The organism is Mesorhizobium sp. B2-3-6 (genome assembly GCF_006442305.1).
In the GTDB taxonomy this organism is placed as follows: Bacteria; Pseudomonadota; Alphaproteobacteria; order Rhizobiales; family Rhizobiaceae; genus Mesorhizobium.
Genome location: NZ_VFVW01000007.1, coordinates 207,643 through 233,638, shown reverse-complemented (window position 1 = coordinate 233,638; position 25,996 = coordinate 207,643). Strand labels below are relative to the sequence as shown.

The following is a 25,996-nucleotide window of genomic DNA, read 5'->3' as shown; positions in this document are numbered from 1 at the left end:
ACGTAACCGTGAACAGCCGGATGCGTACGCGGCGGGAATAAATCTCGGCCGCAACGGGTCTCCTCGACATAGGCCGCTACAGGCGTTGAGGAGATCCGCATGTCCGTCATCATGAACACGACAGCGAACATGGCCGCGGCGTCGGCGGCCGCCATGTGCTGGAGCGCATGACCTCAACCGGCCTCTCTCCCATGATGCACGGCTTTCCCATTGCGCTTGACACTGGTGACGCAGATGAATTCACTTTCGCCACGGCAGGCGGCTTTGCCTGTTGCCGAGGGTTTCGCCCGCACGGGCGGGGCGAGACCGCCGGTATTGCTTGAAAGCGCACGGCCTGTTCCTCGTGGAGTATCGGATGGTGCTGCTTTGAGCGAGAAGGCCCGAGCCGAGCGCTTCAGCGAAGTGGTGCTGCCTCATCTCGGTGACGCGCTGGCGCTTGCCCGCTGGTTGACCGGCAATGGCGCCGATGCCGAGGACGTCGTGCAGGACGCCTGCATAAAGGCGCATGCGGGCATATCAGGCTATGCCGGCGGCAATGCCCGCGCCTGGCTGCTGACCATCGTGCGCAACACCGCCTATACCTGGATGTCGCGCAACCGGCCGCGCGGCATGTTGGCCGTCGGTGATCTCGGCGATCTCGACGAGATGGCGGCGGCACACGGCATCAGCGTGCCGGACGAATATGGTCCGGAGGCAAGCCTGATCGCCAAGGCCGACACGGTGGCGCTTGAAACGGCGATAGCAGCCCTGCCGCAGCCGTTTCGCGAGACGCTTGTGCTGCGCGACATCAGCGGCCTCAGCTATCGCGAGATAGCGGCCATGCTCGGCGTGCCGATGGGCACGGTGATGTCCAGGCTGGCCCGCGCGCGGAGCCTGCTTATGTCTGACCTGGGGAGAGCGCCATGACCATGCATGACGATGGACTGCCCAATGATCCGGAAGGCATCAGGCTGATGATCCACGCCCTAGTCGATGGCGAACTTGATGCAGCGGCCGCGCTTGCGGTGGAGCGGCGCATTGCGGCCGATCCGCGGCTTGCCTCAGAGCATGCCCGCATCGTGGCCTTGCGGGGCGCGGTCAGCCGCCTGCCGCGCCCAGATGTCGGCGACGCCTTTCGCGCGCGCATCGCGGCCATTGGCACTGCGGCCACCGCGCAGCCGGAGTCAGGCGAAACGGCCAAGCCGCAGCAGGGCCGGCCGGCGCTCCCGGGGGTGCTTGCCCCGGGCGGGAGAGGCCAGAGGCGAAACGCCGATACGCGGCTGTCGCCAAGTCGAGCGCGCCGCTTCGGTTCGTTCGACTGGCGCGCTCTTGCCGCCTCGATCATGATCAGCGCGGTGCTGGCCAGCGGGGCAACGCAATGGGTGATGGTCAACGGCGCGTCCGACAGCTTCGCCGCGGCGGTCGCCAGCGGCCATCGCCGCAGCCTGCTTGCCGCCAGCCCGATCGATATCGTCTCGTCGGACCGCCACACGGTAAAGCCCTGGCTCGACGCCCGGATCGGCGTGTCGCCGCCGGCACCGGATCTTGCCAAGGACGGTTTTGCGCTGATCGGCGGCCGGGTCGAGGTGATTTCCGGCCGACCGGTGCCGGCACTTGTCTACCGCCACCGCGAGCATCTGATCACGCTGGTCGCCGAACCGCAGCAGGGCGGCAAGGCCAGCGAGCCTGACGATCTTTCCTCGGGCGGCTTTTCGCTGGTGCAGTGGAGCGACGGCGCCTTCTCCTACTGGGCGATCTCCGACATGGAGCGGCCCGAACTCGACGATTTCGTTGCCCGCTTCCGCAAGGCTGCGGCATAGGCTGATTTCCCGGCCGGACCCCGGCAATGCCCCGCATCCTTGCCGCCGCCGCCGAATTCCGCTAAGGCGCGCCTTTGTCGCCGGGAGCAGAAGCTTGGACGATCAACGCGTCGACGTCGCCATCATCATGGGCAGCCAGTCCGACTGGGCGACCATGCGCCATGCCGCCGAGACACTGGAGGCGCTTGGCATCCCGCACAAACGGCTGATCGTCTCGGCGCACCGCACCCCCGACCGGCTCTATGCCTTCGCCAAGGGCGCCAAGGCCGCCGGCTACAAGGTCATCATCGCCGGTGCGGGCGGTGCGGCGCACCTGCCCGGCATGACGGCGGCGATGACACCGCTGCCGGTGTTCGGCGTGCCGGTGGAATCCAAAGCCCTGTCGGGACAGGATTCGCTGCTGTCCATCGTCCAGATGCCGGCCGGCATTCCGGTGGGGACGCTGGCCATCGGCAAGGCCGGTGCTGCCAATGCAGCCCTATTGGCTGCCGCCGTTCTGGCGCTCAACGACGACAAGCTTGCCGGGCGGCTCGATGCCTGGCGCGCCTCGCAGACCGCCAAGGTCGCGGCCGAACCCACGGACACGCCGTGAGCCTGCCCGCCGGATCGACCATTGGCATCATCGGCGGCGGCCAGCTCGGCCGCGTGCTGGCAATGGCGGCCGCTCGCCTCGGCTACCGCACCGTGGTGCTGGAGCCGCAGCCGGATTGCCCCGCGGCACAGGTCGCCAACCGTCAGGTCACGGCCGCCTACGATGACCCCGCCGCGCTTGCCGAATTGGCCGAGGCAAGTGCCGTCGTCACCTATGAATTCGAGAACGTTCCGGTTGCCGCCGCCGAGGCGCTCGCCGCAAAGGTGGCGGTCTATCCGCCTGCGCGCGCGCTTGATGTGGCGCAGGACCGGGTGACCGAGAAGACATTTCTCAACGGCATCGGCATTGCCACGGCGGATTTCCGCGCGGTCGACAATGACGGCGAGCTGACCGCAGCGCTGAAATCCTTTGGCGGCAGCGGCATATTGAAGACGCGGCGCATGGGCTATGACGGCAAGGGCCAGCGCGTCTTCCGCGACATGCAAGCCGGCAGCTTCGCCGGCACCTGCGAGGCCATGGGCAACGTGCCGCTGGTCCTCGAGGCCTTCGTTTCCTTTGAGCGCGAAGTCTCCGTCATCGCCGCGCGCGGCATCGATGGCGTCGTCGCCGCTTACGATCCGGCCGAGAACGTCCACCGCAACGGCATTCTCCACACATCGACCGTGCCGGCCGCGATCGCGCCCCGGACAGCCGAGGCGGCCCGGACGGCGGCGGTGAAGATCCTGTCGGCGCTCGACTATGTCGGCGTCATCGGCGTCGAGTTCTTCGTGCTGGCCGATGGCTCGCTGCTGGCCAACGAGATCGCACCCCGCGTCCACAATTCAGGCCACTGGACGGAAGCCGCCTGCACCGTTTCGCAGTTCGAGCAGCATATCCGCGCCGTGGCCGGCCTGCCGCTCGGCGACCCGCGACGCCATTCCGACTGCGTGATGGAGAACCTGATCGGCGACGATATCTTGCGCGTTCCGGAATTGCTGGCGGAGCCCGACCTGATGCTGCATCTCTACGGCAAGGCCGCAGCGCGGCCCGGCCGCAAGATGGGCCATTTCACCCGGATCAGCCGCCGCGCCTGACAGCAATCTCGACGCCGCGAGCTACCGGGCAGGAAAACTCGGCGCATGGCGTTCTCAAGTCACGTGGCGACCACCACATCATACCAGCCGGCGCCGAGCCATTGGCCGATTGCGGATATTTGACGACACCGGGCATTCATCTCCGCTACCGGGCATGCTTGCGGTTGACACGGACAAGGCTCCTCGTTTATGAGCCACCCACAGTTCAAAGGCGCGTCTTCTGGCGCGCCTTAAAATTTCGACCCGGACCGGGTCCACACCGACAGGCAAGACCATGAAGATCAAGAATTCGCTCAAGGCGCTGAAGGCGCGTCATCGCGACAACCGTCTGGTTCGCCGCAAGGGCCGCGTCTACATCATCAACAAGACCGCCCCCCGCTATAAGGCGCGCCAGGGCTGAGCTTCGTCGCGAGGCTTTTGCCTCCGCAGTTGGTGTTTATCGTCGGTCCGCCGGCCGTTCACGCTAAAATCAGTTTGACGTTCCGCCGCCCGGGACTAGATTCGGGCGATGCGGATTTTTTTTGCATTTTTGACGGTCCTTCTCTTTTGCAGCGCCGTCTCGTTGCCGGCTCGGGCCGATGATCGGGCGGCCGTGCAAGCGGCCCCGGAGCCGGCGCCTCCGGATGCCCAGCCAGTGCCGCAAGCCCCGCCTCCCGCAATGAACAGGGAAGCCCGCCTCGACAAGCTGTTTGCCGATCTCAAGCGCGAGCGCAACGAAAAGGCGGCAGAGCGTATCGCCGGCATCATCTGGAGCGAATGGTCCCAGTCGGGCAGCGCCTCGATCGACCTGATGATGCAATGGTCGCAGAAGGCGCTCGAGAACCAGAAATTCGACGTAGCGCTCGATTTCCTCGACCAGGTGGTCACCTTGCAGCCGGCCTATGCCGAGGGCTGGAACCGGCGCGCCACGGTGCATTTCATGATGAAGAACTACGGCAAGTCGATGTCCGACATCGACCATACGTTGCAACTCGAACCACGCCATTTCGGCGCGCTGTCGGGCCTGGCACAGATCATGACCGTGACCGGACGCAAGCAATCGGCGCTCGAGGCTTGGCAGAAGGTCCTTGCCATCTATCCGATGCTGCGCAGCGCCCAGGATCAAGTCGGTACGCTTTCGGAAGAACTCGCCGGCGAAGGCATTTGATATTTAAGGCAGTAGGGGAATAAGGCAGTAAGGCAGTAGGAAAGAGATCGCCCGGAAATACTCCCCTATTCCCCTATTCCCCTATTCCCCTATTCCCCTATTCCCCTATTCCCCTATTCCTTCTCGTATATCCCACATGAACCTGCTCTATGCCGTCTTCGCCTTCCTTCTGGCGCTCGTCTTTGGCCTTGTCGGCATCACCCGCGTCGGCTCCTGGCTGATCGAGCGCCGCAACCCGGCCGTCGGCGAATTCATCGACATCGATGGCGCGCGCATCCATTATGTCCACGTTCCTGGCCACGCCAAGGCCGACCTGCCGCCTGTTGTCTTCATCCACGGCGCCAGCGCCAATCTCAGGGATCAGATGCTGCCGCTCAGGCCGTTGCTCGAAGGGCGCGCCGAATTGCTGTTCTTCGACCGGCCGGGATTCGGTTGGTCGGGACGCGGGCCCGGCAACAACAAGGATCCGTGGTCGCAGGCCGACACCGTCGCCGCGCTGATGGACCATCTCGGCATGAAGCAGGCTATCATCGTCGGCCATTCCTTCGGTGGCGCGGTGACGACCGCCTTCGGCCGCGAGCATGCCGACAAGACGCTCGGACTGGTATTCCTGGCACCGGCAACCCATCCGTGGCCCGGCGGCGCAACCGCCTGGTACTACGACCTGACCACCATTCCGGTGATCGGCCGGCTGTTCTCCGAAACGCTGAGCTATCCGGCAGGAATGCTGCGGATCGCCGACGCTACGACCTGCGTCTTCTCGCCCAACAAAGTGCCGGACAATTATGTCGCCGAGGCCTCGATCCCGCTGGTGCTGAGACCGTCGGCCTTCCGCGCAAATGCCAGCGATGTCGCCGGCCTCTACCGCTATGCGCTTGGGGCCGCGCCGCGCTACGCCGAGATCAAGGCGCCGACCGTGGTCATCTCGGGCGATCGAGACAAGGTCGTCTACGCCCATATCCATTCGGTCGGCCTCGAGCGCAACATTGCCAGCGCCGAACTGGTCTGGGTGCGCAATCTCGGCCACAAGCCGGACTGGATCGCGTCTGATCTGGTCGTTGGCGCCATCGAGAAGGCCGCCGGCAGGAGTGTGGATCTGGAGGCGATGGCAAGGGCGGTGGAAGCGCGGATCGCCGGCGATGCCTATGGCGTCGGCAAATGCGCCGACCTCAAGGAACCCGAAGCGGAGTTGGCGCCGACCTGATGTGCGTCTTCCGAAAATGGTCGTCGAAAAAGGGTATCGGGGCCAGAGCGGCATGTACGTCCTCAAACACGGCATAAAGAAAAATCCCGAAAAATTCTGGGCGCTGCCGGACCGCATCTTCTTCGGTTACGGCGCCTGCCCCATCCTTGCGGGCGTCTTTCTCAGCTATCCTCCCCTGGACGGATTTTACGGCGAGCGGATCATTCCAAGCGGGAACGATTCCGGAAACCATATCTATGTGACCAACGGCGTGATCGCCTTCGACTACCATGGCTATTCCAGCCGCGAACGGCTTCTGGAACACCACAAACGAGGAAGGGCTTCGCACAGCGCCGACTGGCACTGCACGCTGGAAAAGGTCGATTTCGATCTGCTCGACACTGCCGAACTTAATCGGCGAAAGATGCGGGGACCGGATCAATACCTGCAAGATCCCATACCCCGCGCGCGTCGCTTCCTTCAGCGCATTGACCACGCCGCAGCGGCAACAAGAGCTCTCAAGATCGCAACGCGGTGAAGCCCTGGGGCGGGCTTATCGGGTGCCCAAGTCCGAACCGACATAGGCGATGCGCAGCATATTGGTCGAACCGGGCGTCCTTAGCGGCACGCCGGCGGTGATGATGACGCGGTCGCCGGGCTTGCCGAATTCCTCTTCAAGCGCGATGCGGCAGGCGCGATCGACCATGTCGTCGAGATCGGTGGCATCGGGGGAGACGACGCAGTGCGTGCCCCACAGCAGCGACAGCCGCCGCGCCGTGTTGACGATCGGCGACAGGGCCACGATCGGCACCTGCGGGCGCTCGCGCGCGGCGCGCAGGCCCGTGGTGCCGGAAGCCGTGTAGGTGATGATCGCCGACAGTTTCAGCGTCTCGGCGATTTCGCGGGCCGCCAGCGAGATCGCATCGGCGCCGGTTGCTTCAGGCTCGGAACGCTGGGCGTTGATGATGCCTGCATAGGTCGGATCGGTTTCCACCTTGGTGGCGATGCGGTTCATCATCGCCACCGCTTCCACCGGATAGGCGCCCGCGGCCGATTCGGCCGAAAGCATGATGGCGTCGGCGCCTTCGAAGACGGCGATCGAAACGTCGGAGACTTCCGCGCGGGTCGGCACGGGCGCGGTGATCATCGATTCCAGCATCTGCGTGGCGACCACCACCGGCTTGCCGGCGCGGCGCGCTGCGCGCGTGATCTGCTTCTGGATCCCGGGCACGGCTTCCAGCGGCATCTCGACGCCGAGATCGCCGCGCGCGACCATCAGCGCGTCTGAGAGTTCAATGATTTCGGCCAGACGGGCAACCGCCTGCGGCTTCTCGATCTTGGCCATGATCAGCGCCCGGCCGCGTGCGATCTTGCGCGCTTCGGCCAGGTCCTCCGGCCGCTGCACGAAGGACAGCGCTATCCAGTCGACGCCGGTGGCGAGCACCGCGTCGAGATCCCTGCGGTCCTTCTCGGTCAGCGCGCCGACCGGCAGGTCGGTATCGGGCAGGCTGACGCCCTTTCTGTCGGAAATCGTGGTGCCGGCAACGACGGTGCAGACGATCGCCTTGCCATTGGCCTTCACCGCTTTCAGCTCCAGCTTTCCGTCGTCGATCAGCAGCCGGTGGCCGGCCTCGACCGAACTCAGGATTTCGGGATGCGGCAGATAGACCCTGGCCGCGGTGCCGGGCTCGGGATTGTCGTCGAGCGTGAAGGTCTGGCCGACGGTCAGCACCTCCTTGCCGTTGGCGAACTTGCCGACGCGCAGCTTGGGTCCTTGCAGGTCGGCAAGGATGCCGATCGGCCTTCCGACCGTCTCCTCGACGGCGCGGATGCGTCCGACCAGCGTGCGCATCAACTCGTGATCGGTATGGCTCATGTTGATGCGGAACACATCGGCGCCCGCTTCGAACAGCTTCTTCAGCATTTCCTCGGAAGAGGAGGCCGGACCGATGGTGGCTAGGATCTTGACCTTGCGGCTGCGTCTCATTGACTGTTTGTTCCCGGGGCGGCTGGCGCGCCTCCCGTTGCGGGGTCGTCGGTTAGCTGGACCATCCAGCTTGCCTGCTCGCCCGTGTCGTATTCCTGGAATCCGGCGCGCTGGAAGCCCCGGGCGACGCAATCGGTGACGCCGGCGATCTTGAACTCTTTTTCAGCCACGCACATGTTGATCGGGCCGTCCCAGCGTCCGCCGCGTTCGGCGTCTTCTGCATAAAGATAGTAAAACCTTGATGACAGCGGCCCTTCGATCAGCGTCTTGCAACTCGATCCTTCGATGTGCCACCAGCCCTCGGTGATCCAGCCGGCCTTGGCACGATAGCCGATGCCGACGCCGACCAGGTTTTGCGTCGCGTTGCAGACGCGGAAATCAGCGCGGGCGGGCGAGGCCGCAACCATCGCGGACAAACCCACGGCGAGCGTCAGGAGCGGCATGGCGAAGGCGAAGCGCACGCGCCGCCCGCCGGCGGAACTCATCCTGAAACCCCTCAAGAACCACATCAGCATCTCTCTGCGCCCCTTTTCGGAAAAGTCCGGGCGCATGTCAACGCGCCGTTTTGTCCAATTCCAATCGATTTAAGAAGGCTCCCGGCGCGCGATCCGTCGCCCCTTGCCAGATTTCAGCGGAAACCTTGGCCAAACAACGGCATTGCGCCCGCGTCGTCTTCGTGGAAAGACGATAGCATCCTCCCCGGAAGCCAGCGAACAGACCATTTCCCGCCAATGACCCGATCCACAGTTTTCGCGCCTTTCGATGTCGTCGAGGGCGACCGCAAGCGGGGCATGGTGCTGTTGGCCGACCATGCCCGCCGCGACCTGCCTGAAGACTATGGCAGCCTTGGCCTGCCGGCGGCGGCGTTCGACCGCCACATCGCCTATGACATCGGCGTCGAGGCGGTGACGCGCGAACTCGCTGCGTTGCTCGACGTGCCAGCGGTGCTCGCCAATTTTTCGCGGCTGCTGATCGATCCCAATCGCGGCGAGGATGATCCGACGCTGATCCGTCAGCTCTATGACGGCACGGTCGTGACGGGAAACTATCCCCTCGCCCCGGAGGAGCGCGAAAGGCGGCTTGACCGCTTCTACCGGCCCTATCACGACGCCGTCGGCGCCATGATCGCCTCGGTCGCGCAGGCTTCCGGCAAGGCACCCTTCATCTTCTCCGTGCATTCCTTCACGCCGGTCATGCAGGGCAGGCAGCGGCCGTGGCATGTCGGCGTGCTGTGGGACCGCGACGACCGCGTGGCGCGGCCGCTGATCGACATGTTGGCCGCTGACAAAAACCTCGTTGTCGGCGACAACGAGCCCTATGACGGCGCGCTGCGGGGCGACACCATGTTCAGGCACGCCATCGTCAACGGCTATGCCCACGCGCTGATCGAAATCCGCCAGGACCTGATCGCGACCGGCGGGGATGCGCTTTCGTGGGCTGAGCGTCTGGCGCCGATCGTTGACGCGATCGATCGCCGTCCCGATATACACCAAGTGAAGATGTTCGGCTCGCGCACCGGGCCGTTATGAGGAGGTTTCGATGACCGAACTCAGCGACGAACAGAAACGCGACTTCGAGGCCGCCGCCTTTCGCCGGCTGGTGGCGCATCTGCGTGAGCGTGGCGACGTGCAGAACATCGATTTGATGAACCTCGCCGGCTTCTGCCGCAACTGCCTGTCGAACTGGTATCGCGAGGCCGCGGAAGCCGAAGGCGTCGATCTCAGCAAGGACCAGTCGCGCGAGATCGTCTACGGCATGCCTTACGCGCAATGGCAGGCGCTGCACCAGACCGAAACCTCCGACGCCAAGAAGGCCGAATTCGAGGCCAGGCGACCCAGAGACCACTAGGTGGTCTCTCACGTCCTCGATTACCCTAGGCGTTCGTTTGGCCCAAATGCTTCCCGAGCGCAGCGCTTGACTGAAAATTGAATCGATCTAATTTGCCGCGCAAAGCCACTTTCTGACCGGATTCGCCTATGAACGCGTCGAATGCAATGCAGACCGCCATTCGCGGCCGCTGGGCCGTGGCGGCCATCTTCCTCGCCAACGGCTTCCTGACCGGCAGCTGGGCGCCGCAGATCCCGGTGTTCCTGACCCGCCTGGACATTTCCAAGTTCACTCTGGGGCTTTTGATCCTGCTGTTCGGCGCCGGCGCCGTCACCGCCATGACCTGGTGCGGTCACCTGATTTCGAAACACGGCTCGCGCACCGTGCTGCGCTGGTTTGGCCTCTGCGGCAGCCTCGGTCTGCTGGTCGTGGCGCTGGCGCCCAACGTGCCGCTGGCTGCCGTCGCCATGTTCATCTTTGGCGGCTCCATCGGCGGCATGGATGTCGCCATGAACGCCAATGCGGTGGTGGTCGAGCGGCGGCTGTCGCGCGCGATCATGTCCTCCTCGCATGGCTTCTGGAGCCTCGGCGGTTTCGCCGGCGGTGCCCTTGGCGGCTTTGCCATCCAGAATTACGGCCACCTCGCCCACGCCGCGGTGGTGACGGCGCTTGCCTTAGCGGCGATCGCGGCGGCGGTGCCCTATATCGTCGCCGAGGGCAGGCCGCAGGCTGCGGAGCATCATAAATTCACCTTGCCGGGAAACCCGCTGGTCTACTTCGTCGGCCTGATGGCGCTGCTGACGATGGTCTCCGAAGGCGCCGTACTCGACTGGGCAGCGCTTTATCTCAGGCAGGAACTCGGCGCCGATCTCGCCATTGCCGGTCTCGCCTACGCCGCCTTTTCCGGTGTCATGGCGATCATGCGTTTCTTCGGCGACGGCGTGCGCAATCGTTTCGGGGCCGTGACGACGTTGCGCGGTTCGGCGATCATCGCTGCCGCCGGCATGCTGATCGCAGGCCTGTCGCCCTCACCCTGGCTTGCCATCTCCGCCTTCGCTCTGTGCGGCTTCGGCATCGCCAATATGGTGCCGATCATCTTTTCGGCCGGCGGCAACCAGGAAGGCATGTCATCGGGCACCGGCATGAGCGTCGTCACCACCATGGGCTATTCCGGCATCCTCGTGGCGCCCTCGGCGATCGGCTTCGTCGCCGAGCATTCCAGCTTCGGCCCGATCTTCATCGCCATGTCGGGTCTGCTGATCGTCGTCCTGCTGATGGCCGGATTAGCTCATCGCGCCGAATTCGCTCCCGACGCGGCGCCGGCCGAATAGCGTTTCAGTTCCTCGTGAAGGAAATCCGCCACGCGTCGGATGCGCACGCTGGTGCGCACGTCGCGATGCATGGCCAGCCACACCGGCAGCTTGGGCAGCGGCAGGCCCGGCAGCACATCCTCCACCAGGGGGTCCCGCTTGGCCAGCGGCTCCTGGCCGAGGCCGATGCCGATTCCCGCCCGCACCGCCTCCCAAAGCACGATCTGGTTGTCGGCCCGGAAGCGAAAACTGTTCCGCGTGACCGATATGCCGAAATGCGTAAAGCCTCGGATCATCTCGTCGCTCCGGTCGAAGCCGATCAGCGCGTGGTCGAGCAGGTCGGCCGGCTCGCGCGGGCGGCCGCACCGGTCGAGATAGGCTAGGGAAGCACAGGCGCAGAGCGCGATATCGCAGACCTTGCGCGCCACCAACTCGTTCTGTGTCGGCTTGACCATGCGGACGGCGATGTCGGCATCCCGGCGCAGCAGGTTCTCGACCTGGTTGGAAGCGACGATCTCGACCTCGATGCCGGGCTCCTCGATGCCGAGCCGCGCCATCATGTCGGGCAGCACATAGGCCGCCACCACCTCGCTGGCGGCGATGCGCACCGTCCCTTCGATCGCTTCGACCGAACCCAGCGCCAGCCGTGAAAAAGCGCTCGCCTGCTCGCTCACCGCCTTGCCGCGCTCTAACAGAGTGGCCCCGGCTTCCGTCAGCGCGTAGCCGCTTCGCCCGCGCCGGAAAAGGATGACGCCGAGCGCCTGTTCTAGTTCCGAGATGTGGCGGCCAAGCGTCGGCTGACTTGCCGACAGCTTTCTCGCCGCGGCCGACAGGCTGCCGGTCTCAGCGACCGTGACGAAGCTTTTGATCAGGTTCCAGTCGATATCAGCCATTCACAACTGAATATCAGAACTGCACACATGGTCAATTTCAATTCATTGGTGAGGCAATCATATTCGGCCTGCAAACATCGATACGCCCTGCAACAAGCCAATCAGGAGTAACCCAAATGACCAAGATTGCACTCACCGCCGCTTCCCTCCTCATCGTCGCCAACGCTGCTTTCGCAAGCAGCGACAAGTTCGGCTCGAACAATGCCAGCCAGACGCCTGTCGCCAGCAAAGACAAGACGATCACCACATCGATCGAGAAGTCGAATGCAATCATCCGGAAGCCGGTCGTCCAGGGCAGCAACCGCGACCTCTTCGGCAACCGCTGAACAGACGCCGAGATATCCCCAAGGCGGTGGGCTTGTCCCGTCGCTTCACAGCAAACAGGAGACGAAGAATGACCAAGATTGCAATCCTCGGCGCCAATGGCCGGCTCGGCCGCGTGGTCGCCAAGGCCTTCATCGACGCGGGCTATGATGTCCGCGCCATCACCCGCACCGGCAAGGTGCCGGCTGAGCTTGCAGGCGCGACGGCCGTCGCCGGCGATGCGCTGGACGGCGAGTCTCTGATCCGCGCGACGCAGGGCGTCGACATCATTTTCAACGGCCTGAACCCGATCTACACCGACTGGGGCAAGTGCCTGCCGATGGCCGAGAATGTCATGACCGCCTGCCGAGCCAACGGCACGCTGCATCTCTTCCCCGGCACCGTCTACAATTATGGCTCGCCGATGCCGGCGGTGATCACGGAAGACACGCCGTTCCATCCGGCGACCGAGAAAGGGCGGATCCGCTGCGCCATGGAGGAGCTGTTCCGCCGTGAAGCTGAGGCGGGTCGGGTGCGCACGATCATTCTGCGCGCCGGCGATTTCTTCGGCGGCACCGGCAACGGCTCCTGGTTCGACCTCGTCGTCGCCGCCAAGATGAGCAAGGGCATCTACACTGCGCCCGGCCCGGCCGATCTGGTGCATGAATGGGCCTATCTGCCGGATTTCGCTGTCGGTTTCGTCGCACTGGCGCGCAATCTCGACAAGCTCGGCTCTTACGAGGCGCTGAATTTTCCGGGCCATGCCGTCACCGACATCGAGATCAAGACGGCCGCCGAAAAGGCGCTCGGACGCAAGCTTAAACTAAGCTTCATGCCCTGGTGGGTGCTGCGCGCCGGCAGCCCGTTCGTGGCGATGTGGCGCGAGATCGTCTCGATGTCCTATCTGCGTTTCGAGGCGCACCGGCTGGCCTCGGCGCGGCTGAACGAGATCATCGGTGAAATCCCGCACACCCCTCTGAACCAGGCGGTGCACGAAGCCTTGCAGGATATCGGCGTCGCCGTCGCGCCGGCCTGGCACCAAGCAGCGTGATTGCCGAGCGTGCCGAAAAGATGAGAAGGCGGGCCCGGCCGCAAATCGTTGCCGGTCAGATCCGGCCCATCAGAAGCAGGATAAGCACCACGACGAGCACGACGCCGACGATGCCCGACGGCCCGTAGCCCCAGGAGCGCGAATGCGGCCATGCCGGCACCGCGCCGATCAGGATCAGGATCAGGATGATGATGAGAATCGTGCTGATCGTCATTTTAGAGCCCTCGCCGTCTGGTTGAATCCGAGGGAACAATGCAAAAGGCCGCCCGGTAGTTCCCGGGCGGCCTTTTGACCTGGCTTGCGAAACCGCTCTATTCGGCGGCCTTCGGGAAGGCGACTGCCGGCTCGGCGTCGCCATCGGCCGCTGGCTCCTGCGGCGAGATCTCTCCCTTGCCGCGTCGCAACAGCCGGCTGAACCACCCTCGCCGCGCGCCGGGCTTGACCTTGGCGCGGGTGAACACCATCAGCATCGACGGCGTCACCACCAGCGTCAGCACGGTGGCGAAGGACAGGCCGAACACGATCGCCGAGGACAGCGAAATCCACCATTGCGTCGAAGGCGCGTTGATCGTCGTCTCATGATGGAAGATTTCGAGGCCGAGGCCGAAGGCGATCGGCAGCACGCCGAGGATAGCCGAAACCGCCGTCAGCACCACCGGGCGGGCACGCTCGCGGCAGGTCTGCAGCACAGCTTCCATCTTGTCCCAGCCCTCCTCGCGCAGCCGGTCATAGGTGTCGATCAGCACGATGTTGTTGTTGACCACCACGCCGGCCAGCGCGATGACGCCGATGCCCGACATGACGATGCCGAACGCCTCGCCTGTCAGAAGCAGGCCCAGGAACACGCCGATCGTCGCCATGACCACGCAGGACAGCACCAGCCAGACGCTGGTGAACTTGTTGAACTGCGCCAGCAGCACCAGGAAGATCAGGAAGATCGCCGCGCCGAAGGCCTTGCTGAGGAAGGCGCTCGCTTCCGCGCTGTCCTCGTTCGAGCCGGCGAGCTTCCAGCGGATGCCGCTGCCGAGATCCATGTCCGAGACCGCCTTGGTCACCTGCTCCTGTACGGCGGCGACCTGCGCGCCGGCGGCGACGTTGGCCTGCACCACCACGGTGCGCGCGCCGTCGATGCGGTTGAGGATGCCGACCGTCGGCTCGGGCTTGCGCACGACGAAGTTCGAGATCGGCACCGACCCTTGCGACGTCTGTACCCTGAGTTCGTCGAGCGTCGACAGCGTGCGCCGATCTTCCGGAAGGCGCAGGCGGATGTCGACGGCATCGTCCGCGCCCGCCGGCCGGTATTCCGACAGCTTCAAGCCGTTGGTCACCAGCTGCACCACGGTGCCGACCGAGGTCGGGCTGATGCCGTATTGGGCGGCCTTGGCGCGGTCGACCTCGAGCGCCCAGTCGACGCCGGGCGGCGGCAGGCCGTCCGAAATGTCGATGACGTTGGGCACCTTGGCGATCCGCGCCGCCACTTCGCGCGCCTTGTCGTCGAGCCCGGCGGGATCGGCGGCCGAAAGCCTGATCTGGATCGGCTTGCCGGTCGGCGGGCCGGCCTCCGGCACGCGCACCTCGACGTCGACGCCGGGAATGCCGGCCATGACGCCGCGCAGGTCGCTGAGGATCTGGTTGGCGGATTTGCGCTCGCGCCAGTCGACGAACTCGTACTGGATCACGCCGACGACGTCCTCGGGAATGTCCTGGCCGCCGCCCTGAGTCTTGCCGGCGCGTGTATAGACCGATTTTACGCCCGGCCAGCCGAGCAGCCTGTTCTCCGCCGTCCTGGTGGCGGCATCCATCTCGGCCAGCGAAAGATTGCCGCGCGCATGCACGTAGAGCAGGCCGTAGTCCGGCTCGACGCTGGGGAAGAACTCGACGCCGGCGCCGTATTTCGAATAGGCGTAGCCGACGCCGAACAGCAGCGCCACGGTGAGCACCAGGACGGTGATCGGGAAGCGCACCGCCTGCTTGACGATGGCCATGTACCAGCCGTCGCGGTTGTCGTCCTCGTGATGCTTCGGCGCCTTGGCGAAGATCGCGCCCAGCGTCGGCGCGAACACCAGCGCATAGAGCATCGAGGCCGACAGCGTGACGATCAGCGTGATCGGCATGTATTTCATGAAGTCGCCGATGATGCCGGGCCAGAACAGCAGCGGCGAGAACGCGGCGATGCGCGTCATCGTCGCCGCGATGACCGGGCCGGCCATGCGCTTGGCGGCGAGCGCGAAGGCATCCGCCTTCGGCATGCCTTCGCTCATGCGCCGCTCGGCGAACTCGGTGACGATGATGGCGTCGTCGACCAGCATGCCGACAGCCAGGATGAGGCTGAACAGCACGATCATGTTGATCGTGTAGCCCATCATGGCAAGCAGCAATATGCCGATCAGGAAGGACGATGGTATGGCCAGCCCGATGAGCAGCGAGGCGCGGCCCGACAGCGCGTAGAGAATGACGATGAACACCAGGATCACGGCGATCATGACGTGGTTCTGGAGGTCACCCAAGAGCTGGTTGACGAAGACCGACTTGTCCTGCGTGTAGGTGACATGCATGCCTTCGGGCATCGTCTTGATGAAGGTGTCGGACACCTCCCTGACATGGTTCAGCGTGTCGATCAGGTTGGCGCCGATGCGCTTCTTCACCTCGATGGCGATGGCCGGCTTGCCGTCGAGGCGAGTGACCGTCTCGGCGTCCTTGAAGGTCGAGCGTATGGTGGCGATGTCCTTGGCCTGCACCACGGCGTTGGGTGTGGCGACGACCGGCAGGTTGGCCACGTCCTCGGGCGTCTCGATCAGCGACGGCACCTTGACCGCGTATTTGCCTTCCGAGCCTTCGAGATTGCCGGCGGCGACCAGGCTGTTGGAGGCGCCGACGCCTTGCATCAGCTGGTCGAGCTGCAGCCCGTAGGAGGACAGCTTCACCGGATCGATGACCACTTCGACCAGATCGTCGCGCGCGCCCTGCAGCGAGCCTTCCAGCACGCCCGGTACCTCTTCGATACGGTCGCGCAGTTCGCGCGCAGCCGCCGTCAGCACGCGCTCCGGCACGTCGCCCGACAGAGTGACGACGAGGACCGGAAACTCGGAAACGTTGACCTCGTTGACCGTCGGCTCCTCGGCCGCCTGCGGCAGGTCGGCCTTGGCATCCTGCACCTTGCTGCGCGTGTCCTGGAGCGCCGTGGCCAGATTGGTCTGCGGCTGGAACTCGACCAGCACGTAGCCGCCGCCCTGGAAGGCGGCCGAGCGCATCTCCTTGAGGCCCTTCAGGCTCTTCAGCTTGCTTTCCATCGGCCGCAGGAGAAGGCGTTCCGAATCCTCCGGCGAAATGCCCTGGTAGATCAGGCTGATATACATCATCGGGATCGGAACGTCGGGTTCCGCTTCCTTGGGCGTCGACTGATAGGCGACCCAGCCCGCCGCCAGCAGGAACAGCAGGGCGGATATTGTGAGGCGGGCGTTGTGGATTGCGAGTCTGACGATATCCATGACTTGATGCCTGCTGTTTCTTCGGAAGCGGCGAACTGGCGGGAGGCGCCGGAGATCCCGACGCCGGGCTTTGCGCTACTGCGTACCGGCGGTGGCTTCGCCGACCAGCTTGTTGATGGTCGCCTGGTCGGCCTCGACGGGCTTGACGATATCGCCTTCCTTCACCAGTTCCTGGCCGGCGACAATGATGCGCGCATCTTTCGGAATTCCGCCGAGCACGAGACCGTTCGGCGTGTCGTCCACCAGGTCGATCGGGTAGAAGGCCACCTTGTCGTCGCTGCCGACGGCGCGGATGCCGAGATCGCCCTTGTCACCCAGCGTCACCACCGAACGCGGCAGCAGAACCGCGTCGGTCGGCTCGGCGCTGAGCGTGATCTCGGCCGTCATACCGGCGGGGATGCTGCCATCCGCATTTGGGATCGCCACTTCGACACGGAAGGTGCGGGTCTGGGAGGAGGCGTCGCGGCTGATATACCGCACGGTGCCGGTGACCTTCTGGTCGTTGACCAGGCGCACATTGGCCTCTTCGCCGATCTTGATGTAGCGCAGGTCGCGTTCGCTGATTTCGCCGCGGGCGATCACCGGATCGAGCTTGAGGATGGTCGCCACCTCGCCGCCTTGCATGACCGAGCTGCCGAGTTCCACCGGCACCCTGTCGATGACGCCGTCGAACGGCGCCTTGACCTCGTTGCGGTCGAGCTCAGCCTGCGCGGTCTCCAGCATCGATTGCGCCGAGGTCAAATTCGAGCGCGCCGTGTCGAGCTGCAGCTTCGGCAGATTGCCGGTCTTGGCCAGCCGTTCGGCGGCGTCGAGCTCGGCCTTGCGTTGCGCCAGCAACTGCTTGGCGTTGTCGACATTCGAGATTTTCTCTTCGGCCGCCAGCATCAGAACCAGATCGCCCGTCTTGACGTGCTGGCCTTGGCTGACCGGCAGTTTGTCGATGACACCGGCTACGCGCGTTGCTAGCACCGCCCGCTTGTCGGCCTCGGTCAACCCCGAAATGCGGATAGCGCGCGCATAGGTCTTGCGCGGCGGCGTCACCACCGCGACGGTGCGCGGCGCGGCTTTCGGCTCGGCTTGCGCCGTGTTCGGCTTGCCGGCCTCCGGCGTCTTGGCCTTTTCGGCCTCTGCCGCCCTCTGGGCGTCGGCGGCGGCACTGCCAACGGATGAAAACTCGCCCGTCGCCATCCAGGCGGCGAAACCGATGAGCACAACAATGGCAGCAAGCTTGTGAAACCTGATTTTCGGCATCGTCGTTTTTTCCACTGCGGGGTTTGGCCGGGACTGCGTCCTCCTCGAGGAGCGCGTCGCCGATATGGGTGCGCGCCAGGCCGTGTTCAAATTGCCGTGATCGGCGAAGCGCGCTTCTACATCAAGTTTGCAACGCAATATAGTCGGAAAGTTGCAGCAGCATTGCGAAGCTGGACAGAGTATAGCCGTCGCGAAGCATTTTTTTGCCCAAATAGGGTGCGGCTTTAGCGGGGCTCGTTGGCGACCGATGATCGGCCGTTGAAGGCCCGGTGCCGCCGGGCCTGCGTCTGCTCTCGGAGGCACGACGCCGGCGCGAGGCGATTTTCAACCCCACGCGGGTTTCGAGCACGATGATAACCTCGGCCTGACGGACCATCCCGGCGTGCGACATTTCACGCAACACACTGGAATTGCTTGAAGAACGGACCGTTCAACTCTGATCCAGAGCGTCGTTCCCTGGTCAAGCCGGATGCTCCAGGAGCGAGGACGGGTCGCCTCGATGCGTCTGCTCCATTGCGTTCCGCCGTCTAGGCTTGAGACATGATATAGCCTCGAACAAAACGCCTGCTGGTGCTGTTCGTGGCAGTATTCCTCGCCCGCCAGTCACCGTTCCGGATACGGTCGAGGGATGGCGCCCAACAGCGGCGCCCGCACGACACTGGCAGCAGGCGTCAGCATGATGATGCGCGCCTCACACGCGATGGTTGTTGCTGGCGCCGGAAGGAACTTGCTGGCACCGCGCGGCAGATCACGCCCGTGTGACGGATGCGGGTTCAGGCCCGGCGACGCTCCGCTTCGGGGTTCTTGCGCGCGGCCAGGAATTCCTTCACCCGTCGGCCAGGTGCCGGACCCCGCACCGGCTTGAAGCCGTCGTCGAGCTCGCCGGAGAGGTCGAGCGTCGGCCGCTTGCCGACGGCATCGTAGTTCTCCTCCAGCCAGTCGCTGGCGGCGGTGCGGCCAAGATCGCGCAGATAGGCCAGGAATGCCCATTCGGCATTGACCTTCGATGATGCCGACAGGTCCTTGAAGGCCTCATCGGCGTCGATGCGGTGCATGCGGATGTCCCGGTACTCGCCCCGCGGCAGGCGGCCGGCGGCGATCAGTTCCTTGACGAAGGCGATCGAACGGAATTCGCGCAGCAGCCCGGCGTTGAAGGTGATCTCGTCGATGCGGTTCTGGATCTCATTGGCGCTTTTGGGCGTTCCCTCGCGCACGACCGGATTGATCTGCACCAAAAGCACGTCCTCGGTGGCAGCCGTCTTGAAGAACGGATAGAGCGCCGGATTGCCGCCATAACCGCCATCCCAATAGGGCACGCCCTTGATCTCGACGGCGCGGAACAGTTGCGGCAGGCAGGCCGAGGCCATCACTGTGTCGAGGTCGATCTCGCCATCGGAAAACACCCGCAACTGCCCTGTCTCGACATTGGTGGCCGAGATGAACAGTTCCATCGACTTGCAGGCGCGTACATTGTCGAAATCGATCCCCTGCGCGACCACGTCGCGCAGCGGATTGAGGCCGAGCGGGTTGGCGACATAGGGCGAGAACACGCGCGACATGGTGTCGAAGAAGACATAACCCGGCGTGTTCTCGATCGACCAATTGCCCCAGGCGACGTCCCACGGCATGCGCTGCACCGGGCTGAACCGGCCCTTCGCCGCCACCGCATGCCAGAAGTCGTCGAGCTTCTTGCGCGCGCCTTCGACGCCGCCGCGAACGAAGCCGTCGGCCAGCGCCACCGCGTTCATCGCGCCCGCGCTTGTGCCGGACACCGCTGCGATCTCCAGCCGGCCATCCTCCAGAAGCCGGTCGAGCACGCCCCAGGAAAAAGCCCCGTGGGAACCGCCGCCCTGAAGCGCGATGTTGATCTTCTTTACTTCCTCCGCCTTGCCGTTCTTCGTCATGCGTTCCTGTCGATCCCGGTGCCTGACTTATTGCGTGCCCGGGAATCGGGACGTCAGCGTCACGGCAGACCTATGTTGCAGTGCAGCATATAAGGACGCACCAAGGCAAGAACACGAGCACGGTCGCGTGATGGCATGAAATTTCGATCATGCGGAAACGCCCTCCGCCTTGTGGCGGAGGGCGCGGTGTATCTTCCAAACAGGTTTGATGCTCAGGCGACGAGGTCCGGCATCGGTCCGACATAGCGCGACAGCGGCCGGATCAGCCGTCCCGTCGTCTGCTGCTCGCGCGCATGCGCGACCCAACCGGCGACGCGCCCGGCCGCGAAGACATTGCTGAAGGCTTGGCTGGGAAAACCCGCCGCTTCCAGCACCAACGCGGTGTAGAACTCGACATTGGTCTGCAGCGAGCGCTGCGGCTTGGCAATCCGAAGCACATCGAGCGCAGCCTGTTCGACTGTCTCGGCGAAGGCCAGCCGGCGACCGGTCTCGCCCTCCCCGCCGAGTTGCCGCACCACCGCCTTCAGCACATCGGCGCGCGGATCGCGCACGCGGTAGATGCGGTGGCCGAAGCCCATGATGCGTTCACCACGCGCGATCTCGCCGCGCAGCCAGCCGGCGGTGTCGCCATGCGCCTGGATGGCGTCGAGCATCTCGATGACAGGGCCGGGCGCGCCGCCATGCAGTGGGCCCTTGAGCGCCCCGAGGCCAGCCAGCACCGACGATGTCAGCCCGGCCTGCGTCGAAGCGACGATGCGCGTGGCGAAGGTCGAGGCATTGAGGCCGTGGTCGCAGACGGTCACGAGGTAAGTGTCGAGTGCCTTTGCCAGAACCGGCGTCGGCACGGAACCGTCGAGCATCCTCAGCATATCGGCGGCATGATCGGCCTTCCCATCCGGCGCGACCGGCTGCTCGCCGTGCTGCAGGCGCAAGAGCGCCGGCGTCAGCACGGCGGGCGCCGCGATCAGCCCAAGCGCGTCCGTCAGCGTCTCGCCGTCCGGCAGCAGCGCCATGCCGGCGCGCATGGCGCTATAGACGTCGAGCGGCGCCAGCAGGGGCAGGCAAGGCAAGAGCCGGTCGAACACCTCGACGCGCGCCTGGCCCAGTCTCGCGGCCAGTTCCGCGTCTCCGGGAACGTCGTCGAAGAAGCCGTCGAGAAGCAGGCGAACGACCTGCGGATAGTTCCATCGCCCGGCCAGTTCCGGCAGGGAGTACCCCCGGATCGTCAAGCGGCCGCCCAGCCCATCCACGTCGGACAGCACCGTTTCCGCCGCCACCACATCATCGAGCCCGTTCGCCATGGCTTAGTCTCCTTGAGCTTTTTCGACATCAAGGATAAGGATGGGCAACACGCGCATCAATCTTGATCAATAGAATCAACATGGGACCGACATGTCCGAATGGCTGTCGCGGGACGAGGCACTGGAACGGCTCAAGGTGCGGCCGCAGACGCTCTACGCCTATGTCAGTCGCGGGCGCATCGGCATGCGCCCGGACAGTGCCGATCCACGCCGCAGCCAATATCGCGCCGACGATATCGCGGCCCTGATGATGCGAAGAGAGCGCGGACGCAGCCCATCGGCCATCGCCGAAAGCGCCATCGCCTGGGGCGAACCCTCGCTCGTCACCTCGATCTCGACCGTTTCGCACGGCCACCTTGTCTATCGGGGCCGCGACGCCGTTGCGCTGTCCGAACATGCCACGCTCGAAGAGACCGCCGCCGTGCTGTGGGCCCTGCCTGAGCCGGTGAGTTTCGAGGCTCCGGCCTCGGATCAATCCCAACAACTCGGCCGAGCCCCGGCCTTCATGCAACTTGCCATGCTCGCCGGCCAGGGGCGGCCTTCACTAGGGCGCGGCGCCGCCTCGCTGTGCGCCGACGCCGCGCGCGCGATCGGCGTGCTGGCCGGCGCTCTTGGCGCCTCGGCGGGATCAGATCCGGTGCACATGCGGTTGGCGCGAGGCTGGTCGGTGGATGAAGGCGGGGCGCAGGCTATCCGGCGCGCCCTTGTGCTGCTTGCCGATCACGAACTCAACGCATCGACCTTCGCGGCGCGCGTCGCGGCCTCGACCGGAGCCTCGCCCGCCGCCTGCCTGCTCGCGGGTCTGGCGACACTTTCCGGTCCGCGGCACGGTGGCGCCGGCGAGGCGGTGATGCAACTCGCGGACGATGCGGCGCGGCACGGCGCCGATGCGGCGATCCGGCGCTGGCTCGGCCATGACAGGCCTTTGCCAGCGTTCGGCCATCCGCTCTATCCCGAAGGCGATCCCCGCGCCACGGCGCTTTTGGCGGCCATCGACAACACCGACAGAACATTGCGATCGCTGGAAATCGCCGCCATTGCCGCGACCGGCGCCCGCCCGAACGTCGACTTTGCCCTGGCCGTTCTGACGCGCAGCCTCGACCTGCCGCGCGATGCGCCGTTCCAGCTGTTCGCGCTTGGGCGCAGCGTTGGCTGGGCCGCCCACATGGTCGAACAGGCAATGAGCGGCGGCAGCATCAGGCCGCGCGGTCGCTATGAGGGATTATTGCCGTAGGATCGGAAGAAAAGCGCTGCGCGCTCACGACATGGTGTCGAGCTTGCGCTGCATGGCCGCGATCTGGTCCTTCAACTGCTGCAGATCGTCGGGTTTTTCCGGCGTTTCCTTCCTGGCCGGTTCGGCGGGGGCCGCCGCAGGTGCCGAGCCTGCCGGCGGGAAAGGCGTGAACAGCCGCATGGCATTCTGGAACATTTCCATGTTGCGGCGCGTCTGCTCCTCCAGCGCCTTGATCGGCGTGGCCATCTTCATCATGTCGAGTGGTGACTTGCCGATGGCGCCCTTCATCTGCTCGCGGAAGCGCTCCTGTTCCTTGGAGAAGGCGATCATCGACTGTTCGAGGAAGCTCGGCACGATCATCTGCATCTGGTCGCCGTAGAAGGCGATCAACTGGCGCAGGAACGGGATCGGCAGCATGTTCTGCCCGTCCTTGTTCTCCAATTCGAAGATGATCTGGGTCAGAACCGGATGCGTGATGTCGTCGCCGGTCTTGGCGTCCTGCACCGTGAACTCTTCGCCCTTCTTGACCATTTCGGCCAGGTCCTCAAGCGTCACATAGGTGCTGGTGCCGGTGTTGTAGAGCCGGCGATTGGCATATTTCTTGATGACGATCGGATCGTCTTTCGCAGCCATCTGCATCCTCCCCGGACACCGGCGCGCCTGAGTAAGCCGCCGGTAACGATTGCGCCCGTTCAAAGGATATGCGCAAAAGCGTCACAATTCCAAGCAGTTTGTGCAGTGCGGGATTAATTATCGCTGCATGGCCGGTGAAATATGCTGCGCAGCAGCGGACAGCTTGATGTCGCGGCCATGCGCAGCTTGCTTGCGACGCATGGGTGCCCTGCCGATTTCCGGTTTGACTCGGGGTTGGGAAAGGGCAAGAAAAGTCTTCAATGACAGAACATCAGCTTGAAGTTTGGAGAACAGAATGCCCGCTTCCAATGCCATCGTCGTCGCCAGCGCGGCGCGCACACCGGTCGGTTCCTTCAACGGCGCTTTCGCCGCCACCCCGGCTCACGAGCTTGGCGCCGTCGTCGTAAGGGAATTGTTGTCGCGCGCCGCCGTCGAGGCGGCCGAGGTCGACGAGGTCATTCTTGGCCAGGTGCTGACCGCGGCCCAAGGGCAGAACCCTGCCCGCCAGGCTTCGATCCTCGCCGGGCTGCCCAGGGAGACCACCGCCTGGGGCCTCAACCAGGTGTGCGGCTCGGGCCTGCGCGCCATCGCGCTCGGCATGCAGCAGATCGCCACCGGCGATGCCAAGGTGGTTGTCGCCGGCGGCCAGGAATCGATGTCGATGTCGCCGCACGCCCAGCATCTGCGCGCTGGCGTCAAGATGGGCGACTACAAGATGATCGACACCATGATCAAGGATGGACTGTGGGATGCCTTTAATGGCTATCACATGGGCAACACGGCCGAGAACGTCGCCCGCCAGTTCCAGATCACCCGCGAGGACCAGGACCAGTTCGCGCTGGCCTCGCAGAACAAGGCCGAGGCCGCGCAGAAGGCCGGCCGGTTCAAGGACGAGATCGTCGCCTTCACCATCAAGGGCAAGAAGGGCGATACAATTGTCGACCAGGACGAATACATCCGCCATGGCGCGACGCTGGATGCCATGACCAAACTGAAGCCGGCCTTCGACAAGGACGGCACTGTGACCGCCGCCAATGCCTCCGGCATCAACGACGGCGCCGCCGGCGCGCTTTTGATGAGCGAAGCGGAAGCTGCCAGGCGGGGCATCACCCCGCTGGCGCGCATCGTCTCCTGGGCGACCGCGGGCGTTGACCCGGCGATCATGGGCACCGGTCCGATTCCCGCCTCGCGAAAAGCGCTGGAAAAGGCCGGCTGGTCGGTCGGCGATCTCGACCTGATCGAGGCCAACGAGGCTTTCGCCGCGCAGGCCTGCGCGGTCAACAAGGACATGGGCTGGGATCCCTCGATCGTCAACGTCAATGGTGGCGCCATCGCCATCGGTCATCCGATCGGCGCCTCTGGCGCGCGCATTTTCAACACGCTGGTCCACGAGATGCGCCGAAGAGGTGCCAAGAAGGGTCTCTCCACCCTGTGCATCGGCGGCGGCATGGGCGTCGCCATGTGCGTCGAAGCGCTCTAAAAGAGAAGTGAATGGGGAGTAGCGAATAGGGAAGAACGGCGTCGGCGCAATGGGATATCTGATCCCTACTCGTCATTCGCTACTCCCTGTTCACTCTCCCAACCAAAGGGAGGGAGCGCATGACCAAGGTTGCAATCGTCACGGGCGGATCGCGCGGCATCGGCGCGGCAATATCGATGGCGCTGAAGGAAGCCGGCTATTCGGTTGCCGCCAACTACGCCGGCAATGATGAGGCGGCGAGCAAGTTCACGGCCACAACCGGCATCAAGACCTACAAATGGTCGGTCGCCGACTACGACGCCTGCGCCGCCGGCATCAAGCAGGTCGAGGCCGATCTGGGCCCGGTCGCGGTGCTGGTCAACAATGCCGGCATCACGCGCGACGCCATGTTCCACAAGCTGACGCGTGAGCAGTGGAAGGAGGTCATCGACACCAATCTCTCCGGCGTTTTCAACATGACGCATCCGCTGTGGAGCGGCATGCGCGACCGCAAGTTCGGCCGCGTCATCACCATCTCCTCCATCAATGGCCAGAAGGGCCAGGCCGGCCAGGTCAACTACTCCGCGGCCAAGGCCGGCGACATCGGTTTCTCGAAGGCTCTGGCCCAGGAAGGAGCCCGCGCGGGCATCACCGTCAACATCATCTGCCCAGGCTATATCGCCACCGAAATGGTCCGGGCGATCGATGAGAAGGTGCTCAACGAACGCATCATCCCGCTAATCCCGGTCGGGCGCCTCGGCGAGCCGGAGGAGATCGCGCGCTGCGTCGTCTTCCTCGCCTCCGAGGACGCCGGCTTCATCACGGGATCGACCATCACCGCCAATGGCGGCCAGTACTTCGCCTGAGGTCTCGCCGGGCTGCCGGCTTCCCGGTGCCGATTGAAGGAGGGCTCGTTCGCCATCCGCTTCGGATTTCCGTGACGCCGTCCGATGACGGCTGTCGGCCTGCTGTTCCAATCCGGCACGCAAAGGTTAATCGCGGCAGCGGGTATTGTGCAAAACTGCCTGGATAAGCTGTGCATTGTCGGTGGAAAACCTGTGCGTAACACTACATCTTGTCGTGAACAAACAGGGAAAATCCCGACATCGCCGATTCGTCGCCCTTTCGTTCCATGTTTGGCCGCAATGTTAACGAGAGCAGTTGCAATCGCCTATCAAACTGTTATTTCTATTAAGAAAGTTCAACAATTTCATAAGCTTGGATGAAGCAAGGCGGGCTGCCACACGGCTTTGCCAGCGAAAGTTAACGGCGGCTCTCGCCTAGCATGAAACGGGCCAATTCCGTGATTCAGCATGTGGTAAGGATCATCAGCCAAAACTCCACATCTAGCCGTGAACAAAACCTGAATCCGGGCGAGTCAGCGATTCGTCGCCGATTCGTTCCAGACTCGTTCCAACCCTTAATCAGCAGCCGAACCGAAGCTCGACGGAGGTGACTTCGAACCGCCAGCGGAACATTCCGCTTTCGCTTCGCGCCTGAAATCCCTATGTGTCGCCTGTCATACGCGCCACCCGAGGCGTGCTCCCGACAATGAGAGGCC

The 25,996-nt window shown here is 64.5% G+C and carries 28 protein-coding genes; 17 read left to right on the top strand and 11 right to left on the bottom strand.

What is annotated here, in order from left to right; all coding sequences use genetic code 11:
- Nucleotides 1–366: 366 nt before the first annotated feature.
- The 8 genes from FJ953_RS21265 (at nucleotide 367) to FJ953_RS21230 (ending at nucleotide 6,332) form a co-directional block, all read left to right on the top strand.
- Complete coding sequence (locus FJ953_RS21265; RefSeq protein WP_140625005.1) at nucleotides 367–906, top strand: sigma-70 family RNA polymerase sigma factor; 540 nt, start codon at nucleotides 367–369, stop codon at nucleotides 904–906.
- Complete coding sequence (locus FJ953_RS21260) at nucleotides 903–1,799, top strand: anti-sigma factor (RefSeq protein ID WP_140625004.1); 897 nt, start codon at nucleotides 903–905, stop codon at nucleotides 1,797–1,799. The genes FJ953_RS21265 and FJ953_RS21260 overlap by 4 nt, the downstream gene beginning before the upstream one ends.
- A gap of 94 nt (nucleotides 1,800–1,893) precedes the next feature.
- Nucleotides 1,894–2,391, top strand: a complete 498-nt coding sequence (gene purE, locus FJ953_RS21255) for a 5-(carboxyamino)imidazole ribonucleotide mutase (RefSeq protein WP_140625003.1) — start codon at nucleotides 1,894–1,896, stop codon at nucleotides 2,389–2,391.
- Complete coding sequence (locus FJ953_RS21250; protein ID WP_140625002.1) at nucleotides 2,388–3,464, top strand: 5-(carboxyamino)imidazole ribonucleotide synthase; 1,077 nt, start codon at nucleotides 2,388–2,390, stop codon at nucleotides 3,462–3,464. Before purE ends, FJ953_RS21250 begins: the two co-directional genes overlap by 4 nt.
- Nucleotides 3,465–3,738: 274 nt before the next feature.
- Nucleotides 3,739–3,864 (top strand): type B 50S ribosomal protein L36, encoded by a 126-nt coding sequence (gene ykgO, locus FJ953_RS21245; RefSeq protein WP_125004464.1) that lies wholly within the window; start codon nucleotides 3,739–3,741, stop codon nucleotides 3,862–3,864.
- A 108-nt stretch (nucleotides 3,865–3,972) separates the two neighbouring features.
- Nucleotides 3,973–4,611, top strand: coding sequence for a hypothetical protein (locus FJ953_RS21240; RefSeq protein ID WP_140625001.1), 639 nt, complete (start codon nucleotides 3,973–3,975; stop codon nucleotides 4,609–4,611).
- Nucleotides 4,612–4,747: 136 nt separating this feature from the next.
- On the top strand, nucleotides 4,748–5,815 hold the full coding sequence (locus FJ953_RS21235; protein WP_140493394.1) for an alpha/beta hydrolase: 1,068 nt from the start codon (nucleotides 4,748–4,750) through the stop codon (nucleotides 5,813–5,815).
- A gap of 52 nt (nucleotides 5,816–5,867) precedes the next feature.
- A complete protein-coding gene (locus FJ953_RS21230; RefSeq protein WP_140625054.1) occupies nucleotides 5,868–6,332 on the top strand; it encodes a hypothetical protein in 465 nt (154 codons plus the stop codon).
- 15 nt (nucleotides 6,333–6,347) lie between these two features.
- Here the strand turns inward: FJ953_RS21230 and pyk are convergent, their stop codons facing one another.
- Together pyk and FJ953_RS21220 are read right to left on the bottom strand one after the other, a co-directional pair.
- Nucleotides 6,348–7,781, bottom strand: a complete 1,434-nt coding sequence (pyk, locus tag FJ953_RS21225) for a pyruvate kinase (RefSeq protein ID WP_140493391.1) — start codon at nucleotides 7,779–7,781, stop codon at nucleotides 6,348–6,350.
- On the bottom strand, nucleotides 7,778–8,266 hold the full coding sequence (locus tag FJ953_RS21220) for a DUF1036 domain-containing protein (protein ID WP_140493388.1): 489 nt from the start codon (nucleotides 8,264–8,266) through the stop codon (nucleotides 7,778–7,780). The genes pyk and FJ953_RS21220 overlap by 4 nt, the downstream gene beginning before the upstream one ends.
- Before the next feature lie 246 nt (nucleotides 8,267–8,512).
- On the opposite strand from FJ953_RS21220, the gene FJ953_RS21215 reads away from it, so the two are divergent.
- The 3 genes from FJ953_RS21215 (at nucleotide 8,513) to FJ953_RS21205 (ending at nucleotide 10,939) form a co-directional block, all read left to right on the top strand.
- Nucleotides 8,513–9,310, top strand: coding sequence for an N-formylglutamate amidohydrolase (locus FJ953_RS21215; RefSeq protein ID WP_140493385.1), 798 nt, complete (start codon nucleotides 8,513–8,515; stop codon nucleotides 9,308–9,310).
- 10 nt (nucleotides 9,311–9,320) lie between these two features.
- The gene (locus FJ953_RS21210; RefSeq protein WP_140493382.1) at nucleotides 9,321–9,629 is read left to right on the top strand and encodes a DUF1244 domain-containing protein; all 309 of its coding nucleotides are present in this window, start codon (nucleotides 9,321–9,323) and stop codon (nucleotides 9,627–9,629) included.
- Between the two features lie 128 nt (nucleotides 9,630–9,757).
- Nucleotides 9,758–10,939, top strand: a complete 1,182-nt coding sequence (locus tag FJ953_RS21205; RefSeq protein ID WP_140625000.1) for an MFS transporter — start codon at nucleotides 9,758–9,760, stop codon at nucleotides 10,937–10,939.
- Here FJ953_RS21205 and FJ953_RS21200 read toward each other — a convergent pair.
- Nucleotides 10,897–11,811, bottom strand: a complete 915-nt coding sequence (locus tag FJ953_RS21200; protein WP_140624999.1) for a LysR family transcriptional regulator — start codon at nucleotides 11,809–11,811, stop codon at nucleotides 10,897–10,899. The two genes, FJ953_RS21205 and FJ953_RS21200, sit on opposite strands and share 43 nt — an antisense overlap.
- Nucleotides 11,812–11,927: 116 nt before the next feature.
- On the opposite strand from FJ953_RS21200, the gene FJ953_RS21195 reads away from it, so the two are divergent.
- Nucleotides 11,928–12,137 carry a DUF680 domain-containing protein gene (locus FJ953_RS21195; RefSeq protein ID WP_140624998.1) on the top strand — a complete coding sequence of 70 codons (210 nt, stop codon included), beginning with the start codon at nucleotides 11,928–11,930 and terminating at the stop codon, nucleotides 12,135–12,137.
- 68 nt (nucleotides 12,138–12,205) lie between these two features.
- Nucleotides 12,206–13,165, top strand: a complete 960-nt coding sequence (locus FJ953_RS21190) for an SDR family oxidoreductase (RefSeq protein ID WP_140624997.1) — start codon at nucleotides 12,206–12,208, stop codon at nucleotides 13,163–13,165.
- A gap of 55 nt (nucleotides 13,166–13,220) precedes the next feature.
- On the opposite strand, the gene FJ953_RS21185 is transcribed toward FJ953_RS21190, so the two are convergent.
- The 6 genes from FJ953_RS21185 to FJ953_RS21160 form a co-directional block, all read right to left on the bottom strand.
- Complete coding sequence (locus tag FJ953_RS21185) at nucleotides 13,221–13,379, bottom strand: DUF3309 family protein (protein ID WP_140493366.1); 159 nt, start codon at nucleotides 13,377–13,379, stop codon at nucleotides 13,221–13,223.
- 97 nt (nucleotides 13,380–13,476) lie between these two features.
- Nucleotides 13,477–16,653, bottom strand: coding sequence for an efflux RND transporter permease subunit (locus FJ953_RS21180; protein WP_140624996.1), 3,177 nt, complete (start codon nucleotides 16,651–16,653; stop codon nucleotides 13,477–13,479).
- 75 nt (nucleotides 16,654–16,728) lie between these two features.
- A complete protein-coding gene (locus tag FJ953_RS21175) occupies nucleotides 16,729–17,904 on the bottom strand; it encodes an efflux RND transporter periplasmic adaptor subunit (protein WP_140517579.1) in 1,176 nt (391 codons plus the stop codon).
- Between the two features lie 121 nt (nucleotides 17,905–18,025).
- A complete protein-coding gene (locus FJ953_RS21170; protein ID WP_140554936.1) occupies nucleotides 18,026–18,307 on the bottom strand; it encodes a hypothetical protein in 282 nt (93 codons plus the stop codon).
- 370 nt (nucleotides 18,308–18,677) lie between these two features.
- Complete coding sequence (locus tag FJ953_RS21165) at nucleotides 18,678–19,808, bottom strand: patatin-like phospholipase family protein (RefSeq protein ID WP_140517577.1); 1,131 nt, start codon at nucleotides 19,806–19,808, stop codon at nucleotides 18,678–18,680.
- 212 nt (nucleotides 19,809–20,020) lie between these two features.
- Nucleotides 20,021–21,109, bottom strand: coding sequence for a citrate synthase/methylcitrate synthase (locus FJ953_RS21160; protein ID WP_140624995.1), 1,089 nt, complete (start codon nucleotides 21,107–21,109; stop codon nucleotides 20,021–20,023).
- A gap of 91 nt (nucleotides 21,110–21,200) precedes the next feature.
- Here FJ953_RS21160 and FJ953_RS21155 point away from each other — a divergent pair, with 91 nt between their 5' ends.
- A complete protein-coding gene (locus tag FJ953_RS21155; RefSeq protein ID WP_140517575.1) occupies nucleotides 21,201–22,343 on the top strand; it encodes a citrate synthase in 1,143 nt (380 codons plus the stop codon).
- A 24-nt stretch (nucleotides 22,344–22,367) separates the two neighbouring features.
- Here FJ953_RS21155 and phaR read toward each other — a convergent pair whose 3' ends face one another.
- Nucleotides 22,368–22,976 carry a polyhydroxyalkanoate synthesis repressor PhaR gene (phaR, locus tag FJ953_RS21150; protein ID WP_140493348.1) on the bottom strand — a complete coding sequence of 203 codons (609 nt, stop codon included), beginning with the start codon at nucleotides 22,974–22,976 and terminating at the stop codon, nucleotides 22,368–22,370.
- Nucleotides 22,977–23,093: 117 nt separating this feature from the next.
- Entirely contained in the window at nucleotides 23,094–23,291 is a 198-nt protein-coding gene (locus tag FJ953_RS21145) for a hypothetical protein (RefSeq protein WP_140493345.1), read from the bottom strand.
- On the opposite strand from FJ953_RS21145, the gene FJ953_RS21140 reads away from it, so the two are divergent.
- The 3 genes from FJ953_RS21140 to FJ953_RS21130 all read left to right on the top strand — a co-directional run bounded on the left by FJ953_RS21140 (nucleotide 23,272) and on the right by FJ953_RS21130 (nucleotide 25,661).
- Nucleotides 23,272–24,456: an acetyl-CoA C-acetyltransferase gene (locus FJ953_RS21140; protein WP_140624994.1), complete on the top strand. Its 1,185-nt coding sequence runs from the start codon at nucleotides 23,272–23,274 to the stop codon at nucleotides 24,454–24,456. The two genes, FJ953_RS21145 and FJ953_RS21140, sit on opposite strands and share 20 nt — an antisense overlap.
- Before the next feature lie 119 nt (nucleotides 24,457–24,575).
- A complete protein-coding gene (phbB, locus tag FJ953_RS21135) occupies nucleotides 24,576–25,301 on the top strand; it encodes an acetoacetyl-CoA reductase (RefSeq protein WP_140493339.1) in 726 nt (241 codons plus the stop codon).
- Nucleotides 25,302–25,385: 84 nt separating this feature from the next.
- Nucleotides 25,386–25,661 carry a hypothetical protein gene (locus FJ953_RS21130; RefSeq protein WP_140624993.1) on the top strand — a complete coding sequence of 92 codons (276 nt, stop codon included), beginning with the start codon at nucleotides 25,386–25,388 and terminating at the stop codon, nucleotides 25,659–25,661.
- Nucleotides 25,662–25,996 lie beyond the last annotated feature (335 nt).